18 protein-coding genes are annotated in these 18,333 nt (G+C 61.5%); 6 read left to right on the top strand and 12 right to left on the bottom strand.

The genetic code is table 11. The features are described 5' to 3' along the window. Positions 1-61: 61 nt before the first annotated feature. Positions 62-1,393 (top strand): aminotransferase-like domain-containing protein, encoded by a 1,332-nt coding sequence (locus AC3WP4_RS05605; protein ID WP_102614450.1) that lies wholly within the window; start codon positions 62-64, stop codon positions 1,391-1,393. A gap of 54 nt (positions 1,394-1,447) precedes the next feature. On the opposite strand, the gene AC3WP4_RS05600 is transcribed toward AC3WP4_RS05605, so the two are convergent. Further along, entirely contained in the window at positions 1,448-2,236 is a 789-nt protein-coding gene (locus AC3WP4_RS05600) for an alpha/beta hydrolase (protein WP_102614449.1), read from the bottom strand. A gap of 85 nt (positions 2,237-2,321) precedes the next feature. On the opposite strand from AC3WP4_RS05600, the gene AC3WP4_RS05595 reads away from it, so the two are divergent. The 3 genes from AC3WP4_RS05595 to AC3WP4_RS05585 all read left to right on the top strand — a co-directional run bounded on the left by AC3WP4_RS05595 (position 2,322) and on the right by AC3WP4_RS05585 (position 5,081). Further along, a complete protein-coding gene (locus AC3WP4_RS05595; protein ID WP_102614448.1) occupies positions 2,322-3,608 on the top strand; it encodes an NTP/NDP exchange transporter in 1,287 nt (428 codons plus the stop codon). Next, on the top strand, positions 3,595-4,539 hold the full coding sequence (locus AC3WP4_RS05590) for an aldo/keto reductase (RefSeq protein WP_102614447.1): 945 nt from the start codon (positions 3,595-3,597) through the stop codon (positions 4,537-4,539). The genes AC3WP4_RS05595 and AC3WP4_RS05590 overlap by 14 nt, the downstream gene beginning before the upstream one ends. Positions 4,540-4,709: 170 nt before the next feature. Then, positions 4,710-5,081, top strand: a complete 372-nt coding sequence (locus AC3WP4_RS05585; protein ID WP_102614446.1) for a nuclear transport factor 2 family protein — start codon at positions 4,710-4,712, stop codon at positions 5,079-5,081. Between the two features lie 45 nt (positions 5,082-5,126). Here AC3WP4_RS05585 and AC3WP4_RS05580 read toward each other — a convergent pair whose 3' ends face one another. Next, the gene (locus tag AC3WP4_RS05580) at positions 5,127-6,518 is read right to left on the bottom strand and encodes an aldehyde dehydrogenase family protein (RefSeq protein WP_102614445.1); all 1,392 of its coding nucleotides are present in this window, start codon (positions 6,516-6,518) and stop codon (positions 5,127-5,129) included. A 100-nt stretch (positions 6,519-6,618) separates the two neighbouring features. On the opposite strand from AC3WP4_RS05580, the gene ptrR reads away from it, so the two are divergent. Then, complete coding sequence (gene ptrR / locus AC3WP4_RS05575) at positions 6,619-7,503, top strand: putrescine utilization regulator PtrR (RefSeq protein WP_046046804.1); 885 nt, start codon at positions 6,619-6,621, stop codon at positions 7,501-7,503. A gap of 13 nt (positions 7,504-7,516) precedes the next feature. On the opposite strand, the gene AC3WP4_RS05570 is transcribed toward ptrR, so the two are convergent. The 3 genes from AC3WP4_RS05570 to AC3WP4_RS05560 all read right to left on the bottom strand — a co-directional run bounded on the left by AC3WP4_RS05570 (position 7,517) and on the right by AC3WP4_RS05560 (position 9,102). Further along, a complete protein-coding gene (locus AC3WP4_RS05570) occupies positions 7,517-7,978 on the bottom strand; it encodes a MarR family winged helix-turn-helix transcriptional regulator (protein WP_074877208.1) in 462 nt (153 codons plus the stop codon). Positions 7,979-8,111: 133 nt separating this feature from the next. Then, positions 8,112-8,552, bottom strand: coding sequence for an Ohr family peroxiredoxin (locus tag AC3WP4_RS05565; protein ID WP_102614444.1), 441 nt, complete (start codon positions 8,550-8,552; stop codon positions 8,112-8,114). 97 nt (positions 8,553-8,649) lie between these two features. Continuing rightward, positions 8,650-9,102, bottom strand: coding sequence for an Ohr family peroxiredoxin (locus AC3WP4_RS05560; protein WP_074877204.1), 453 nt, complete (start codon positions 9,100-9,102; stop codon positions 8,650-8,652). Between the two features lie 236 nt (positions 9,103-9,338). Between AC3WP4_RS05560 and AC3WP4_RS05555 the strand changes: the two genes are divergently transcribed. Continuing rightward, positions 9,339-10,346, top strand: coding sequence for an Ldh family oxidoreductase (locus tag AC3WP4_RS05555; protein ID WP_102614478.1), 1,008 nt, complete (start codon positions 9,339-9,341; stop codon positions 10,344-10,346). Positions 10,347-10,623: 277 nt separating this feature from the next. On the opposite strand, the gene AC3WP4_RS05550 is transcribed toward AC3WP4_RS05555, so the two are convergent. The 7 genes from AC3WP4_RS05550 to lhpI all read right to left on the bottom strand — a co-directional run bounded on the left by AC3WP4_RS05550 (position 10,624) and on the right by lhpI (position 18,329). Next, a complete protein-coding gene (locus AC3WP4_RS05550; RefSeq protein ID WP_102614443.1) occupies positions 10,624-12,204 on the bottom strand; it encodes an aldehyde dehydrogenase (NADP(+)) in 1,581 nt (526 codons plus the stop codon). A gap of 113 nt (positions 12,205-12,317) precedes the next feature. Further along, positions 12,318-13,235 (bottom strand): dihydrodipicolinate synthase family protein, encoded by a 918-nt coding sequence (locus AC3WP4_RS05545; protein ID WP_102614442.1) that lies wholly within the window; start codon positions 13,233-13,235, stop codon positions 12,318-12,320. 138 nt (positions 13,236-13,373) lie between these two features. After that, positions 13,374-14,402, bottom strand: a complete 1,029-nt coding sequence (locus AC3WP4_RS05540) for a trans-3-hydroxy-L-proline dehydratase (RefSeq protein ID WP_076030925.1) — start codon at positions 14,400-14,402, stop codon at positions 13,374-13,376. 114 nt (positions 14,403-14,516) lie between these two features. Then, positions 14,517-15,239, bottom strand: a complete 723-nt coding sequence (locus tag AC3WP4_RS05535) for an amino acid ABC transporter ATP-binding protein (protein ID WP_008157200.1) — start codon at positions 15,237-15,239, stop codon at positions 14,517-14,519. Next, the gene (locus tag AC3WP4_RS05530; RefSeq protein WP_074877199.1) at positions 15,232-15,882 is read right to left on the bottom strand and encodes an amino acid ABC transporter permease; all 651 of its coding nucleotides are present in this window, start codon (positions 15,880-15,882) and stop codon (positions 15,232-15,234) included. The genes AC3WP4_RS05535 and AC3WP4_RS05530 overlap by 8 nt, the downstream gene beginning before the upstream one ends. 10 nt (positions 15,883-15,892) lie before the next feature. Continuing rightward, positions 15,893-16,558 carry an amino acid ABC transporter permease gene (locus AC3WP4_RS05525; protein ID WP_102614441.1) on the bottom strand — a complete coding sequence of 222 codons (666 nt, stop codon included), beginning with the start codon at positions 16,556-16,558 and terminating at the stop codon, positions 15,893-15,895. Continuing rightward, positions 16,551-18,329, bottom strand: coding sequence for a cis-3-hydroxy-L-proline dehydratase (gene lhpI / locus AC3WP4_RS05520; protein WP_102614440.1), 1,779 nt, complete (start codon positions 18,327-18,329; stop codon positions 16,551-16,553). The genes AC3WP4_RS05525 and lhpI overlap by 8 nt, the downstream gene beginning before the upstream one ends. Positions 18,330-18,333: the final 4 nt, after the last annotated feature.

The following is an 18,333-nucleotide window of genomic DNA, read 5'->3' as shown; positions in this document are numbered from 1 at the left end:
GAGATCCATCGTATGAGCGACGATCACTACAATCAAAAAATTGTCATGGATACATCTCGACATGCCTCGCTCACGATACAAGTCATTAGTGGATGCTTTGGCGGCTGACATCCGCTCAGGCCGATTGTTGCCGGGCACGCGTTTGCCGACGCATCGGCAATTGGCGGCGAAAGAAGGGCTGGCGCTGGTAACCGCCAGTCGGGTGTATGCAGAACTCGAAGCCATGGGGCTGGTCAGCGGCGAGACAGGGCGAGGCACGTTCGTGCGGGAGACGTCGTTGCCGCCGGGCTTGGGCATCGATCAGAAAAGCGTGGCCGTGGGCATGACCGACCTCAACTTCAACTATCCGTCCCTGCCAGGGCAGGCAGAACTCTTGCGAAATGCGCTGCGCCAACTCGCCTCGGGCGGTGATCTGGAATCCCTGTTGCGCTACCAGCCACACGCCGGGCGCCTGCATGAGCGCGCCTCGGTGGCGCGTCATTTGCTCGCCCGAGGCCTGACGGTGGAGGCCGAGCAAGTGTTGATGGTCAGTGGCGCCCAGCATGGGCTGGCCGTGACGATGATGGCGCTGCTGCAACCCGGTGATGTGATTGCAGCGGATGCACTGACCTATTCAGGCTTCATCGTGCTGGCCGAAGCCTTGCGCCTTGAAATCGTGCCTATTCCCGTGACCGAACAAGGACCTGATCTGGAGGCGCTGGACAGCCTGTGCCGGAATCGCCGCGTGCGGGCGGTGTACTCGATGCCGACGCTGCACAATCCACTGGGGTGGGTCATGAGTGCCCATCAGCGCGATTTGCTGGTGACCATCGCGCGCAAGCATGACTTGCTGATCATCGAGGACGCCGCCTATGCCTTCCTTGCCGAGAACCCGCCGGCACCGATAGCGCAACTCGCCCCCGAACGGACCGTCTACGTTTCAGGGCTTTCCAAGAGTGTGGCCACTGGGCTGCGTGTAGGTTTCGTCGCCGCCCCGATCGAAAAAGTGCCCGCGCTGGAGCGCACGATCAGGGCGACCACCTGGAATACCCCAGGCGTGCTGACGGCCATCGCGAGCACGTGGCTCGACGATGGCACCGTCATGCAACTGGAAGCGGAAAAACGCCAGGATGCGCAGGCCAGGCAAATCATGGCCGCAGAAGTGCTGGCGGGCCTTCCATGTATTCGCCACCCGTCGTCGTATTTTCTTTGGCTGCCTTTGTCTGAAGATGCGAGGGCCGACCAGATCGCCGCGGCCTTGCTGCGGGAAAAAGTCGCGATTTCAACCGCTGAGCCGTTTGCCACTTCTGCCCATGTACCGCATGCGATTCGCCTGGCGCTGGGGTCGGCTGAGATGGGCGCACTGCGGGAGGCGCTGGAAAAAGTGAAGTGGGTGATTGGGGCTTATTCATAGCCCGAAGTCGCCCGTCGCCACCTGTTTTGAAAAGTACAGTCGGCTACTGGCCACTCACAACCCGTCGCCCAGCACCTTGAGGTACTCGGGGCTCTCGGATATCGAGTTGTGCCCCGTACCCGGTATGACCTTCAGCGTTGCCACCCCTTTGGCGAAATGTGTGAAGAGCCGCTCGGTGCTGGAGCGCGGTATCACTTCGTCGTGCTCCGCCGCGATCAACAGCGTCGGCACCGTGATGTGGGCGGCGTACTTCCAGGATGCAAAGGTGTCCTTGAGCAACCACTTCACCGGGAAGATGGGGAATTGCCGTGTAGCGAGTTCTTCGACACTGTTGTAGGGCGTGATCAGCACCAGACGTGCCGCCGGGCGCTGACTGGCGAGGCGCACGGCGACGCCCGAGCCCAGGCTGCGACCGACCACCGTGATGTGCGGATGGGTGGCATAGACCAGGTCAAACAAGGTCAGGGCGTCGCGCGAAATCATCTCCTCGGAAGGCGATCCGGAACTGCCGCCGTAGCCTCGGTAGTGCATCAAGTAGACGGCGTGATCGGCAAAGGCTTCGGAAAACGAAGGCAGGCTTCGGGAGACGTCCTCGGCATTTCCGCCGAAATAGATCAATGCTTTGCCCCCCTCGTGCGGCCTGACGGACACCAGCACCTGCGCGTCGTCGACCGACAGCGTGAGCAGCGTTGCCGAGGTGCCGATGGCGCGGGGTTGCGGGAAGTAAATGAGCGCGCGCTGGAACACGAACAGCGCAGCGCAGAGCGCCAGGTAAACGACGGCGATGATGACGACGATTGACACCAGGATTCGTGGCATTCGGCTAACTTTAGTGGGCGGCATTGACGGCTCTGGCCGGACGACGGCTATCGCTTGATTGCTGTCAGAGTGTAGTAGACCGCTTGCGCGACGCACCGGGAGGGCTCCAATGCCCATCGCTGTGAAATGGCTCAACGTCCTGCCGTCGGAAAGAGCGGCGCTGAGGCTGGGTTTCGCCTTCCATTTCTGCGTGCTGGCCAGCTATTACCTGGTGCGACCGCTGCGCGATGCCTTGGGCCTGGAAGGCGGCGCCGACAAGTTGCAGTGGCTGTTCACGGCGACCTTCGTGGTGATGCTATTGATGGTGCCGTTGTTTGGCGCATTGGTTTCGCGGTTGCCGGCCACTCGTTTCGTGCCGTTGATCTATCGGTTGATCGCTTTGTCTATGCTGGTGTTTGGCGTGTTGATTGCCAACCACGTTGCGCCGGTGGCGGTCGGCCGGGTGTTTTTCGTCTGGATCAGCATCTACAACCTGTTCATCGTCTCCATCTTCTGGAGCGTGTTGGTGGATCGGTTTTCCAGCGAACAAGGGCGGCGGCTGTTCGGCTTCGTCGCGGCCGGAGGAACGCTGGGCACTTTCATCGGGCCTTTGTTGGCGGCGACCATGGCCACCCGGTTCGGCCCGGTGGCATTGACCCTCGCCGCCGCAGTGCTGCTGGAAGTTGCGGTGCGCTGCTACCGGGCGCTGCTGTCCCGTACCGAAGCGCAATCCGGCCGTCGGTCGCTGGCGGACCGGCGCATGGGAGGCGGCATGCTTGCCGGCATCACCCTGATTCTGCGCTCGCCGTATCTGCTGGGGCTGGTGCTGTTCATGCTGTTGCACACCAGCGCAGCGACCTTGTTGTATTTCGAACAGGGACGAATTGTCGCTGGTAGCTATGCTGATGTGGCCAGCCGGACGCAATTCTTCGCCGTCGTCGATTTGATCGTGTCGGCGCTGACTTTGGTCTTGCAGTTGCTGTTGACGGCACCGTTGATCCGCTTGATTGGCATCGGCGGGGCGCTGGCAGCCTTGCCGTTGGCGACGGTCGTGGCGTTCGCCGCCATGGCCCTGGCGCCCGTGCCGGCAACCGTGGCGCTGGCGCAGGGGCTGCGCCGTGCGGTCGAGTTCGCCATCGTGCGGCCAGCGCGGGAAGTGCTGTGGACCGTGGTCAGCCGGGAAGAAAAGTACAAGGCCAAGAATGTGATCGAGACCTTGGTGTATCGCGGTGGAGATGCCGCCAGTGGCTGGTTGTCCGCCGGGTTGACGGCGCTGGGAGCGGGTTTCGGTCTGGTGGCGCTGGTGATCGTGCCGTTTGCCGGGTTGTGGGGCGGGTTATGCGTGTGGCTGGCCAGGCAGCAGGCGCAAAGGGCTGACAGCAAAAATGTGGAAGGACAATTCCATGAGCCACACTGATGGGTACTCGCGTCGAAAAATACTCACACTGGCTGCCGGTGCTTCGGCGGTTTTCACCTTCGATCCAGCGTTTGCAGCATTCACGCCGTCGACCGAAACAGGAGGCAAGAACATGCTGACCCGGGCCATTCCATCCAGCGCCGAACTCCTACCGATTGTCGGGTTGGGCACCTATCGCGGTTTTGATGTCGAGCCTTCAAGTCCTGACTACAAGCAACTGCCTGCGGTGCTGCGCGCGTTGTTCGAGAAGGGCGGGAAGGTGATCGACAGTTCGCCCATGTACGGCCGCGCCGAGCAGACCACCGGTGAACTGTTGTCGGTGCATGAGCCGCGCTCGCCGGCCTTCCTGGCCACCAAGGTGTGGACCCGTGGCCGCGAAGAAGGCATCGCGCAGATGGAACAGTCCTTCAAACTGTTGCAGACCGACCGGATCGACCTGATGCAGATTCACAACCTGCTGGACTGGAAAACCCATTTGCCTACGCTGCGTAAATGGAAGGAAGAAGGGCGCATTCGTTACATCGGCATCACTCATTACACGGCGTCGGCGTATGACGAGGTGGAAGCGGTGCTCAAGGCCGAGCCGTTGGACTTTTTGCAGATCAACTATGCCCTGGACGATCGCGGCGTCGAGAAACGTATCCTGCCGCTGTGTCGCGAGCGGGGCGTGGCGGTGATCTGCAATCGGCCCTTCGGCGGCGGTGATTTGCTCGCGCGCTTGAAGGGCAAACCACTACCGGGTTGGGCCGCGCAAGTGGGGGTCAACAGCTGGGCGCAACTGGCGCTCAAGTTCCTGCTGACGCATTCGGCGGTGACCTGCGTGATCCCCGGCACCGGCAACCCGCGTTACATGGCGGAAAATGCCGGTGCCGGTTTCGGTCCGATGCTGACGGGGGCGCAGCGCGAGCAGTTGATTGATGTGGTGGGTTAGGCAAATTGTCGAGGCTTGTCAGGTATTGTCCGAAGGCTATCTGCAATGCCCCCCAACATCATAGTCGCCGTCCGGGAGGGTTAAGCGCGCGGTGCTAGACTTTCAGGGTGGAATAGACGATCGAACAACCTGATCCGGCGGTGCGAGGACGAGAACGCTGGAGGTATGACATGACGACTCAATCGCTGGCTAAAGAACACATCAACGTGGTGGTCCGCAATTATGTGGAAGGCATGGTGTTCGCCGATGAAGCCTTGCTGCGACAAGCCTTTCATCCTTCTTGCCGCATCATCGGCCATTACGAAGACAAGCTTGAATGGTTAACCCTGGAGGAATTTATCGGCGCGATCAAGGCCGAAGGGCCGGCACCCAAAGAGGTCAAACCGTTTTGGGAAGTGCAAAGCATCGATATCACGGGCGATGCCGCCGCGGTAAAAGTCATTGATGAATATCTCGGCATGCGATTTACCGATTACCTGGCGCTACTGAACATCAACTATCGCTGGATGATTGTGAACAAACTGTATTACCTGAACGAATAGCGCGTGAGCCCGGGAGCCAAAAGACTCCCGGGTATCGTTATGCAATCAGCGCCGATCCAGCCACACCGTCTGGGCATTGCAGAATTCGCGGACGCCGAAATGCGAGAGCTCACGGCCAAACCCGCTTTTCTTCACGCCGCCAAAGGTAACGCGCGGATCGGAGGCGCAATAGCCATTGATGAACACACCACCGGTTTCCAGTTCATCGGCCATCTGCTCGGCAAGCTCGACGTTGCGTGTGTAGATGGTTGAAGCGAGGCCGAACTCACTGTCATTCGCCAGTGCCAGAGCATGGGCCGCATCGCGTGCCGTGATGATCGAGGCCACCGGGCCAAACAGCTCCTGTTTGAACGAGGTCATCTGGTCGGTGACATCACCGAAGACCGTGGGCTCGTAAAAGTTGCCAGGGCCTTCAGCCTTCTTGCCGCCCATCAACAGCGTCGCGCCTTCTTCCAGGGTGTCGCGCACCTGTTGATCCAGTTCATCACGCAGATCAAAGCGAGCCATCGGACCGATGTAAGTGTCGCCGGCCAGTGGATCGCCGACCACCAGTTTTCGCGTGGCTTCGACGAACTTGCGCGTGAATTCCTCGACGATGCCTTGCTCGACGATCAAGCGTTTGGCCGCCGCGCAAACTTGCCCGGTGTTCTGGTAGCGGCCAATCACGGCGGCTTTGACCGCTTCGTCGAGGTCGGCATCATTAAGGACGATGAACGGATCGGACCCGCCCAGTTCCAGTACGCACTTCTTCAATGCAGCGCCGGCCTGCGCGCCGATGGCCATGCCGGCTCGCACACTGCCGGTGAGGGTGACTGCCGCGATGCGCGGGTCGGCGATCGCGGTGGAGACGCCGTCCGGCGTGACATTGATGACCTCGAAGACACCTTCAGGGAAGTCGGCCTGCTTGAAGGCCTCATGCAACAGATAGGCGCTGCCCATCACGTTGGGCGCATGTTTGAGCACGTAGGTGTTGCCGGCGATCAACGCTGGAACGGCGCCGCGCAGGACCTGCCAGATCGGGAAGTTCCACGGCATCACGGCGAGAATCGGGCCGAGCGGGCGGTATTCAATGCGCGCCTTGCCGCCTTCCACCAACGTCGGTTCCGCGCTCAGCATCGCCGGGCCGTGTTCGGCGTACCACTCGCAGAGTTGCGCGCATTTTTCGATTTCGCCGCGCGCCTGAGTGATCGGCTTGCCCATTTCCAGGGTGATCATGTTGGCCATCGCGGCGGCGTTGCCGCGCAATGCTCCAGCCAGGGCGATCAACAACTGCGAGCGTTGATCAACCGGTTTGCTGCGCCAGGCGCGGTACCCGGCAGCGGCGCGGGACAGGGCGGCATCCAGTGCCGATGCGGATTCGAAAGGGTAGTGGCCGATCTGCTCGCCGTTGGCGGGGTTGATCGAAATGGCATGGGTGAGGCTGGAAACTTGGGTCATGGCACCGTCCTGCGAGGTGGGGATGCGCTCAGGTTACGGTGGCGATTGTTTTCTGGAAACTGAATAATACTGAGCATAACGTTCACGTTTGGAGAATGACTTGGATCTGGTACAGCTGGAAATTTTCAAAGCCGTCGCCGAGCACGGCAGCATCAGCGCGGCGGCTCAGCACATCCACCGGGTGCCGTCGAACCTGACGACGCGGATCAAGCAGCTGGAGCTGGATCTGGGCGTGGACCTGTTTATCCGCGAGAAGAGTCGCCTGCGCCTGTCGCCGGCCGGCTGGAGTTTCCTCGACTATGCCCGGCGCATTCTCGATCTGGTCCAGGAGGCTCGCGCGACCGTGGCGGGCGAAGAACCGCAGGGATCGTTTCCGCTGGGGTCACTGGAGAGCACCGCTGCGGTGCGTATCCCTGAGCTATTGGCTGCGTATAACCAGAAGCACGCCAAGGTCGAGCTGGACCTGTCCACCGGACCTTCGGGGACCATGATCGACGGCGTGTTGTCGGGACGACTGGCGGCCGCGTTTGTCGACGGGCCGGTGCTGCACCCGGCATTGGAGGGCGTGCCGGCGTTCGAGGAAGAAATGGTGGTGATCGCACCGCTCAACCATTCCCCGATCCATCGTGCGCGGGACGTCAATGGCGAAAACATCTATGCCTTTCGCTCCAATTGCTCCTATCGACACCACTTCGAAAGCTGGTTCGCCAAGGACGCGGCGGTGCCCGGCAAGATTTTCGAAATGGAGTCCTATCACGGCATGCTCGCGTGCGTCAGCGCCGGTGCTGGTCTGGCGCTGATGCCCCGCAGCATGCTCAACAGCATGCCCGGATGCACCACGGTGAGCGTCTGGCCGCTATCGGAATCGTTCCGCTATTTGCGCACCTGGCTGGTGTGGCGCCGGGGGACGGTGTCGCAAAGCCTGACCATGTTTGTGCGCTTGCTGGAGGAGCGCGGGGTGGTGCGGGATGAAGCGGTGCGCTAGTGCACACGCCGGCTCATTCCCCGGCTTTCGTCGACTTGATCAGATTGCCGCGCAACTTCACGATCGCCTTCTGCAGGAGCGCGAACTCGTCGAGCGTCAGGCCTGTCGCGTCGGCGAGGCCCATTTCCGGTTGGCTTTCGCGCAGCTGTCGACCGTTCTTCGTCAGGCTGATGCGCACCTGGCGCTCGTCCTCGGGATCGCGCTGCCTTTGCAAAAAGCCCATCGCTTCCAGCTTCTTCAGGATCGGGGTCAGCGTGTTCGATTCCAGAAACAGCTTCTCGCCCAGGCTGCCGACGGTCTGATGGTCTTCCTCCCATAGCGCGACGATGGTGATGTATTGCGTATAGGTCAGCCCAAGCTGCTCGAGTATTGGCTTGTACGCCTTGCCGAAGGCCAGGTTGGTGGAATAGACCGCAAAACACAGAAATTCGGAAAGCTTCAGGTTGTCGGGGACGACGTTGTCGGTGGGTTTCATGTACATCCTCGTTGGCCAAAGACGAATGGCTCGCAAAAAAGTGAAATATACCTCGTGTGCGATTGTATCGGCATGACTCTAACTGAGGTAGCAACCGGTTCGACGGCGAAAGTCGAACCGGTCGTACGTTGCATCACGCGGTCAGGGCGTTGATGACCACGTTGATATTGCCGCGCGTTGCCTTCGAGTACGGGCAGATTTGGTCGGCGGCGTGCGCCAGCTCCGTCGCGACATCTTGCGTCAAGCCTGGCACGCGAAGGGTCAGCCGGGCCTGGAGAAAGTAGGCCGGGCCGGTTTGGCCCAGATCGACCTCAATATCGATGGCCAGATTGGGCGGCAGTGTCACCTGCATATTTTTCGCCGCCAGTTCGACGGCAGCGGTGTAGCAGGCCGACCATGCGCCGGCGAAAAACTGCTCTGCTGTCGGGTGCGGCACAATGGCGGCGAACTCGTGTGCCAGCCGAGGGTTTCCAGGCGACGAGAGCTGCATGGCGAGGCCGCGGGAAGAGTTGTTACCGTCGCTGAATGTGGTGTGGGTTTTGCCTGTAGCCAGGACTTTTTCAATCTTGTGCATGGTTGTGTCCTCAATATTTTGTAGGGGGTGTTATTCGCATGCGCTTAAAGCGTATGCGATGTATGTGGCGTACTTGAATGCCGATCGAAGCGGTGCGTCAAGCCGTGAGGACGTTCAGGGCCACGTCAATGTTACCCCGCGTCGCTTTTGAGTACGGGCAGATTTGATCGGCGGTGTGCGCCAGTCTCGTGGCGATATCGTGGGACAAACCCGGCACCCGCAGGGTCAATCGAGCCTGTAGGAAATAGGCTGGACCGGTCTGACCCAGATCGACTTCGATGTCGACAGACAGATCCGACGGCAGCACCACATTCATCTCACCGGCCACCAACCCGACGGCGGCGGTGTAGCAGGCCGACCAGGCGCCGGCGAACAGTTGCTCGGCAGTCGGGTGCGGCTGGGTGGCTGCAAACACGTGGGCGGGCTTGGCGATGCCGGGTGTCGACAAGGTGATGTCGAGGCTGCCGTCATGGCCGCGCGAGGTAGTGCCAGCGTGGCTGACGGTGGTGTGGGTTTTGCCGGTGGCCAGTACTTTTTCGATCTTGCTCATGGAATGAATCCTCAATGTTTCAATAGGTGCGGCTTGTGTGTCGTATACGTTTGTATCGTATGCGATTGAAATAATACTCGCGCAGAGCTCAATCAGTGTCAAGGGGCGGTGGCAGGTCCAGCCGACGAATGGCTTATTGGCGGGATATGCCGAATTCGTCGTCGACCGGGCTTAAAGCGATCAAGCCGTGGCGTCAGGAATGGGTCAGTCTGAACGGCCTGTCCAAGGAGTTGACGATGAAACGACTGTCCCTGGCCGAAGCTCACGAGCTGGCCGAATCGATCTTGCTGCACAACGGTTTCAACCTTGCCCACGCTCAGGCGGTGGCCGCCACGGTGATGGCCGGCGAGCGCGATGGCTGCGCCTCCCATGGTTTGTATCGGGTATTGGGGTGTGTGAATTCGCTCAGGGCCGGCAAGGTGGTGGCCGATGCCGAGCCACGGGTGATCGATCAGGCACCTTCGATTGTGCGGGTTGATGCGGCGGGTGGTTTCTCCCAATTGGCATTTCAGGCGGGGCTGCCATTGCTGGAGGAGAAAACCCGGGCAAACGGGATTGCAGCGCTGGCGATCAATCGCTGTGTGCATTTTTCTGCCTTGTGGGTCGAGATCGAGCAGCTCACTGCTGCCGGCCTCGTAGCGCTGGCGTGTAATCCCAGCCATGCCTGGGTCGCGCCGGCGGGGGGCAGTCAGCCGGTGTTCGGCACTAATCCCATTGCGTTTGGCTGGCCGCGTTCGGGCAAGGATCCGTTTGTGTTCGACTTCGCCACCAGTGCGATTGCCCGTGGCGAGATCGAGTTGCATCGACGTGCCGGCAAAGCGATTCCCGAAGGTTGGGGCGTCGATGCAGACGGGCAGCCGAGTACTGATGCGAACGTGGTACTCGATGCGGGCGCGATGCTGACGTTCGGTGGGCACAAGGGTTCGGCGCTGGCCGCCATGGTGGAATTGATCGCCGGGCCGTTGATTGGTGACCTGACCAGTGCCGAATCGTTGGCGTACGACGCGGGCAGCAAATCGTCGCCGTACCACGGCGAGCTGATCATCGCCCTCGATCCGCGACGCTTTCTCGGCGAGGCCACCGAGCAGCATCTGGCCCGTGCCGAAGTGATGTTCCAGAGCATACAAGAGCAGGGCGCGCGCTTGCCGTCGCAACGGCGTTACGAGGCGAGAGCGCGCAGCCTGGTGGAGGGCGTGCAGATTCCCGAAGCCTTGTACAACGACTTGAAAGCACTGCTGGATTGAAGAAACGGAGGGCAACTAATCCCCCTGTGGGAGTGAGTCTGTTCGCGATGGCGGCGGTACATTCAGCACTGCTGCCAACTGACCCACCGCTATCGCGAGCAGGCTCACTCCCACAGGGGATTGGTAGTGACACAACAATCAAGGACCGCCGCAGGTCAAATTGTGGGAGCGAGCCTGCTCGCGATGACGGCGGCACATTCAGCACTGCTGCAAGCTGACCCACCACTATCGCGAGCAGGCTCACTCCTACAGGAGGTCGCTGCTCGATTGAGTGGTTTTACAGCGGTTCGCGGTGGCTGTTGCCATCGACCAGACGGGCAATGCCCAGCGGATTGGCGTTTTTCAGCGCGTCGGGCAAGAGCGCATCCGGGCAATTCTGGTAGCACACCGGACGCAGGAAACGCTCGATGGCCAGGCTGCCGACCGAGGTGCCACGAGTATCAGAGGTGGCCGGGTAGGGCCCGCCGTGCACCATCGCATCGCAGACTTCGACGCCGGTCGGGTAGCCGTTGAACAGTACCCGGCCGACTTTCTGTTCAAGCAAGGGCAGCAGGTCGCCATGGGTTTGCAAGTCACCGGCTTCGGCAATCAGAGTGGCCGTGAGTTGGCCGTGCAAACTTTGCAATGCCCGTTGCAGTTCGGTCTTGTCGGCCACTTCCACCAACACGGTAGTCGGCCCGAAAACTTCTTCCTGCAACAGCGGGTCGCCATTGAGCAACAGGCTCACGTCGGCCTTGAACAGCTGCGGCTGGGCCTGCTTGCCCTGTTGTTCGTGGCCGGCGAGGTGGCTGATGTGCGGATGCGCGTGCAGCGCCTGCACACCCTTGGCATAGCTGGATAACGTGCCGGCATTGAGCATGGTTTGCCCCGGCTGGTCGGCCATTACCGCACTGAGTGATTGAATAAATGCGCTGAATTCAGGGGAGCGAATGCCGATTACCAATCCGGGGTTGGTGCAGAACTGCCCGCAACCGAGCACCACTGACGCGGCGAGTTCACTGGCGATTTTTTCGCCCCTCAGTCGCACGGCTTCGGGCAGCACCAGCACCGGATTGATGCTGCTCATTTCGGCGAACACCGGAATCGGCTGAGGCCGTGCGGCGGCCATGTCGCAGAGGGCGCGTCCACCCTTGAGTGAACCGGTAAAACCCACTGCCTGGATCGCCGGATGCTTGACCAACGCTTCGCCGACACCCGCGCCGTAGATCATGTTGAACACACCCTTGGGCATGCCGGTTTGCTCGGCGGCGCGCAGGATCGCATCGGCCACGAGTTCAGCAGTCGCCATATGCCCACTGTGGGCCTTGAACACCACCGGACAACCGGCAGCCAGGGCGGCAGCGGTGTCGCCACCGGCGGTGGAGAATGCCAGCGGGAAATTGCTCGCACCGAACACCGCGACCGGACCGACGCCGATCCGGTACTGACGCAAATCCACACGTGGCAGCGGCTGACGGTCGGGCAAGGCGCGGTCGATACGCGCACCGTAGAAATCGCCACGGCGCAGGACCTGAGCGAACAAGCGCATCTGACCGCTGGTGCGGCCGCGCTCACCCTGAATGCGCCCGGTCGGCAGCGCCGTCTCACGGGTGACCAGGGCAACGAATTCATCGTCCAGCGCATCCAGTTGCGCGGCGATGGCCTCGAGAAATTCAGCGCGGCGGCTCGCTGGCAAGTTGCGGAAGGCCGGGTAGGCGGCAGCTGCGGCTTGTGCAGCGGCGTCGACTTCTTCAACGGTGGCTTGCGAGAACGCGTAGGGCAGCGCTTCACCGGTGCTGGCGTCATGGCTTTGCACGGTGATGTTGCCGACGGCACTGCGTGCGCCGCCGATGTAGTTGTGGCCGATGATGTGGGGCATGGAAAACTCCCGTCGAAATGGGGGCAAAGGGAAAGGCGCGCCGGACACAAAACTGTGGCGAGGGATGGTGGGGCCGGCGCTGCGATCCGCGATGGCCCCCGCCCGGCAATCACTCAGAGACCGACGTCCGGCAGTTCCGGACGATTGGCCAGGGCCTTGGCCATGATCTGCTCGACGAAAACCCGATCGGCTTTCGGCAGGGCCAGGCGTGGAGGGCGAGTCAGGGCGCTGCCGCGACCGGCGATGGCTTCGCACAGCTTGATGCACTGCACCAGGTCGGCACGGGCGTCGAGGTGCAGGATCGGCATCAGCCATTCGTAGATCGGCATGGCTTCGGCGAAGCGACCGGCCTTGGCCAGGCGGAAAATGGTTTCGCCTTCTTTCGGGAACACGTTGGACATGCCCGAGACCCAGCCTTCGGCCCCCACGGCGATGCTTTCCAGCACCACGTCATCAAGGCCGGCGAACAGTACAAAACGGTCGCCCACTTCATTGCGCACGTCGATAAAACGACGGGTATCGCCGGAGGAATCCTTGAAGCACACCACGTTGTCGCAATCGGCCAGGGAAATCAGGATGTCCGGGGTCACGTCGTTTTTGTAGATCGGCGGGTTGTTGTAAACCATCAGCGGTACGTCGGCGTTTTTCGCCACGTAGCGGTAGTGCTCGGCGGTCTCGAACGGCTTGGAACCGTAGACCAGCGCCGGCATCAGCATGACGCCGTCGACGCCGACCCGGCGCACTGCGTTGGCCACCTTGGCCGCTTGAATGCTGGTGAATTCGGCCACACCGCAAATCACCGGCACGCGACCACGGGAAGCGTCGACCGCGACTTCGGTCACGGCGATTTTCTCTTCGGCGGTCAGCGAGGTGTTTTCCCCCACCGAACCACACACCACCAGGCCCGACACGCCGTCACGGATCACGTTGGAAATCACCTGATGGGTTTTTTCCAGGTTGATGGAGAAGTCGTCGTTGAATTGAGTGGTCACCGCGGGGAAAACACCACTCCAGTTAATGCGCTTGCTCATTGTTGCCTCCGGTTTGTTAATTGTATTTCGTATACGATATTTCAAGTAAATAGACTCGGCCAGTGCTTTTTTCAGTTACGAGGGGGTTTTTTGCTAGCCGTTTGTCAGAGTTTTGGATGAGGGTTTGTAAGGCTGTGCTCAGGCCCCAGGCCAAGTGTCAGAGAGGCGATAGCCTTGTGGCCACGGATCGCTCGGATCGAGCAGCAATTGGTGAGTGCCAGTGATCCAGGCCCGGCCGGAAATGCACGGGTAAATCGCCGGGCGCCCGGCTACTTCGGTCAGCGAATCGATGCGGCAGTGAAACTCGGAACCGATGATCGAACGGCCGATAAAACGCTCGCCGACCTGCATCAAGCCCTTCGCCTGCAGCACCGCCATGCGCGCCGAGCAGCCGGTGCCGGTCGGCGAACGGTCGATCTTGCCAGGTTGGATCACCACCGCGTTGGCGCCGGTGGCGATGCCGTTTTCATAGACGAGGGGCGCCGCGATCTGGCAGAAGGAAATGTGCGACCACTCGGGGTTCAGCGGATGGACGAAGCCCAATTGTTCGTTGGCCGCGCGGGTGATTTTCAGCCCGACCTCGACTAGTTCGGCCGCCTCATCAGGACGAATGGAAAAGCCCAGGCGCTTGGCATCGGCGATCACAAAACTGTCGCCGCCGTACGCGGTGTCGACCTGCAATGAGCCGACGCCTTCAACTTCGATCCAGGCGTCGAGACGGTCAGCGAAGGAGGGCACGTTCTTGATTTCCACCCGTTCGACCTTGCCGTCACGGCAGTCGGCCACCGCTTCGATCAGCCCGCCCGGCGCTTCGAGCACCAGCCGGGTTTGCGGTTCGGTCATCGGCAGGATGCCGCTGTCGAGCAACACGGTGGCCACGCACAGTGAGTTGGAACCGGACATCGGCGGCGTGTCGGCCGGTTCCATGATGATCCAGGCCATCTGTGCCCGAGGATCCTTGGCCGGCACCAGCAAGTTGACGTGGCGGAACACGCCACCGCGCGGCTCGTTGAGGACGAAGTTGCGCAGGGTCTGATCCTTGGCAATCCAGCGCGACTGTTCCCACACGGTGGCCCCGGGTGGCGGCGCGACGCCGCCGACGATCACATCGCCGACTTCGCCTTCGGCGTGGCAGCTGACGACATGGATGACTTTCGATGAGCGCATGGATTGCTCCTTGTTTTGTCTGTTAAGGCCTCATCGCGAGCAGGCTCGCTCCCACAGGGTTTGGGGCTGTAAATAGGCCAATGTGTGTGAGCCTGCTCGCGATGGGGCCATCGGTTACTTCACTGATTTCAGAAACGCCGCAGTTTCGGCATGCACCGGATTCCCAATCACCTGATCCGGCGAACCGATCTCATGCACCAGCCCATTGCGAAAGAACGCCACACGATCAGACACATCCCGGGCAAAGCGAATCTCATGCGTCACCAACACCATGGTCATACCGTCTTCGGCGAGCATGCGCATGGTGTCCAGCACCTCGCCCACCAGTTGCGGGTCGAGGGCCGAAGTGGCTTCGTCGAACAGCATGTAGTCCGGCGACATGGCCAGGGCGCGGGCAATCGCCATGCGCTGTTGCTGGCCGCCAGAGAGCTTGCCGGGAAAGGCCTTGAGCTTGTCGCCCAGACCGACGTGGGTCAGTTGTTTCACCGCCAGTTCCTCGGCTTCGGCCTTGCTCTTGCCCAGCACTTTGCGCGGCGCCAGCATCACGTTTTCCAGCACGGTCAGGTGCGGGAAGGCGTTCCATTGCTGGAAGACGATGCCGATCTTCTGCCGCAGGCGGTTGAGGTCGGTGGCGCTGTGATGGACCTCGACACCGTCGACGCGGATGTTGCCTTTCTGGATCGGCTCCAGGCCGTTGATGCACATCAGCAGGGTCGATTTGCCCGAGCCGGAGCCGCCGATGATCGACACCACCTCGCCCTTGTTCACCGTCAGGTTGACGCCCTTGACCACTTCGAGGTTGCCGAAGGATTTGTGTACGTTGTCGATCTCAATCATTTTCTTGCCACCTTCTTTCCAGACGAGCGCCGAGGCGAGCGACCACCAGGCTCATGACGTAGTAGATGAGGCCCGCGATGCACAGCACCAGCAGCGGTTCCTGAATGCGGGTCACGATGGTTTGCGAGGCGCGCAGCAGTTCGACGATGCCGATCCACATCACCAGCGCGGTGTCTTTCATCACGCTGAGCACCAGGTTCAGCCAGCCGGGGAAGGCCACCCGCGTGGCCATCGGCAGGACGATCCAGCGCAGGTCCTGGAGGAAACTCAGGCCCAGGGAGCGACTGGCCCGGCGCACGGTGAACGGCACTGAAAGCACGCCGCTGCGCACGATCTCGGTGAAGTACGCGGCGGCATAGACCCCGAGCACAATGCAGCCGACGCTGAAGGCACTGATGTTCAAGCCGACAATACTTTTCAGCGAGTTGAACAACACAAACTGGATCAGCAACGGCACGCTGCGAAACACGTCCAGCACCCACGCCAGCGGCAGGCTGGCGCGTGGCAACAGCGCCCGCAACAAGCCGAACAGCAACCCGGCGACGGAGCCGAGGATGATCGACCAGAACGTGAGTTTCAGAGTGACCCAGGCACCATCCAGCAAGAACAACAGGTCATTCCAGGAAAAACTGGTGGTCAACATGCTCACCTCCTCAGTAGCGGAACAGTCGCCAGGCCATCAGCCGGGCGACGGCGACGATCGCCTTGGCAATCAGGTAATACAGCACCGCGGCGATGGCGAAATATTCGAAGGTGCGGAACGTCTTGACGTTGTAATCCTGGGTCACGCCGGTGAGGTCATTGTTCAGCCCGACGATCACCCCCAGCGATGTCATCAACACCGCCCAGACCATTTGGTTAGTCAACGGGTAGAACACGATGCGCAGCAGCTGCGGGACGATGATCATCCTGTAAGCCTGGAAGGCACTCATGCCCAGCGAACGCGCGGCGCGCACCTGCGTGCCGGGCACCGCCTTGAGGCCACCGCGAAAGTTTTCCGCCAGGTAGCCGGCGTTGTTGAAGGTGATCCCGGCCAGCAGCGCGAACCATGAGCTGACATGCAAACCCAGTGAGCCGAGGCCGAAGTAGAGGACGTAGATCTGGAACAGCGACGGGGTGTTGCGGGCGATGGACACCCAGCCGTTACCGATACCGCGCAACAACGGCTGTTTGGCTTCGCGCATCACCGTCAGCGCCAGGGCGATCAGCACGCCGAAAATCATCGACAGCGCGGCGGTCTCGAAGGTGACCCAGGCGCCGGCCAGCATGTCCGGCAGGGCGCGCAGGGTCGAGCGCCATTGGAAGGTGTAATCAAACATGCGCGGGGCTCTCCAGAGAAGCGGCCGATTGCAGCCAGACCGGCAAACGTCCACTGGCCGTGGCGCTGCAGGCGGCGTCGACACATTCGGCGAGGTTGGCGAAGTGCACCTTGCGGCCCACCAGGCCGGGTGCGTAATGGGCGTATTTGCCCGAGTTGGTCATCAAGGTTTTGGCGGCCAGCGGGATCACCGGCTCGCCGAGCATGCACCAGCAGGTGTCAGTGACCAGGGTTGCGCCGAAGGCTTCGATCACCGCGATATGTCCCGCCTCCCGGGCCTGCTCCAGCACCGCACGACCGCACGTGATGGCGAGCACCACCTCGGGGTGTTTGTGCCGACCCAGACACAGCCGCGCCAGATGTGCGAATTCGCTGAGGGAGAAGTGCGGATTGCCCAGCGAGACCACATCCACCCGGTTGTCGTGGGCACTGTTGAGTTCGTGCCAGCTGAGCAGCAAATCCTTCAGACGGATTTTTTCCACCGGCACGGGGACATTCGCTTCCAGCACCTGCGCCGGGTCGAGCGCCTCCGGGGTCACCCCGGCGATGTGGAACAGCGGCGCGGCGGAGGTGGTGGCGAAAGCGGCGCCGAAGGCTTTCAAATCGTCCAGGCTCGGCTTGCTCTGTTCCAGTCCCAGCACCAGCGGAATCCGGCTGCCGGCCAAGGCACCGATGTGGTAACCGAGCAGCGGGTAGAAGGCATCGTCCAACTCAGGCAAAACCGGCAATTCGATTTGCAGACTCGCTTTACGTTGCGCGTCCAGATGGCAACCGATCAGCGGCGCGCGGCCGGTCAGGGCGATGCAGATATCCAGGTAATCCGGGTATTTCAGGGTGCGTGCGCCGAGCACGCTATTGGCATACACCACGGCGTTGGATTCGGCCCAGACGATTTGCTCGCCGGCCTTCGGCGCGCTGTCGAGCAGGTAGGGCGCGCAGGTAAAACTCAGCTGCGCGCCCATCGCCATGTACGCATCGCCCAAGGCGCTGGCCGGTACGCCGAGCTCCGGATCAATGCCCAACTCGCGCCAACGGCGCTGGTCGACGGAAATCGAATTGAGGGTGGTCGGCACCCGCACTTTGGCTCCCCACTGCACCAGTTGTTCGGCGAAGCGCAGGCTCGCAGGTCCGGTATAAATGCAGCCGTCGATGTGCGCCTGGGTGACGTCTACCAGACTGCGCGCACCTTGCAGTTCAGCCATGCGCAAGACGATCTGCATCGCCACTTGCGCGGCTTTGCCATGCTCGCCGTCGAGTAGAGCCTGATCGTGTTCGGTGAGTTCGATGGCGGTGGTTTTTTCTACTGTCTGCAACGGACTGTCGAGTGCCTGCCAGGCATCGCCCGGCCGGTGTTCGAACAAGGTCACCGTTGATGCTTCGACCCGAGCAAAGGCCTTGCCGCGCAAGGTGGCGAAGGCCTCCCGGCCGATGAACAGCACCGGCAGGGAACGCTCGAAAATGGTCTGTGCCACAAGCACGCCCAGGGTCAGGATCTCATCGGGTTCGGCCAGCACCAGTGCGGCCGGCGCATGGCCGTTGCTGATCAGTTCCATCAGCACACTGCTGCCGGTGCACGAACCGCGACCACTGGGAATCGCCAGCACCCGGCCGGCCAGATGTTCGCCGCTGAGTGGGTGGTGACGGTCGATGATCTCTCCACTAAATGGATCGACCCCGCCCCAGAAACTCAGCCCGACATCGGCAAACAGCAGGGCGCCTTGTGCGGCGCCGGCGACCAGGCTGCGACCGGTCAGTGAGGTTGGCCTAGGCATGCCG

It is taken from the genome of Pseudomonas sp. FW305-20 (assembly GCF_058788075.1).
The sequence above is the reverse complement of the archived record's forward strand: the minus strand, read 5'-3'. Positions and strand labels throughout refer to the sequence as shown.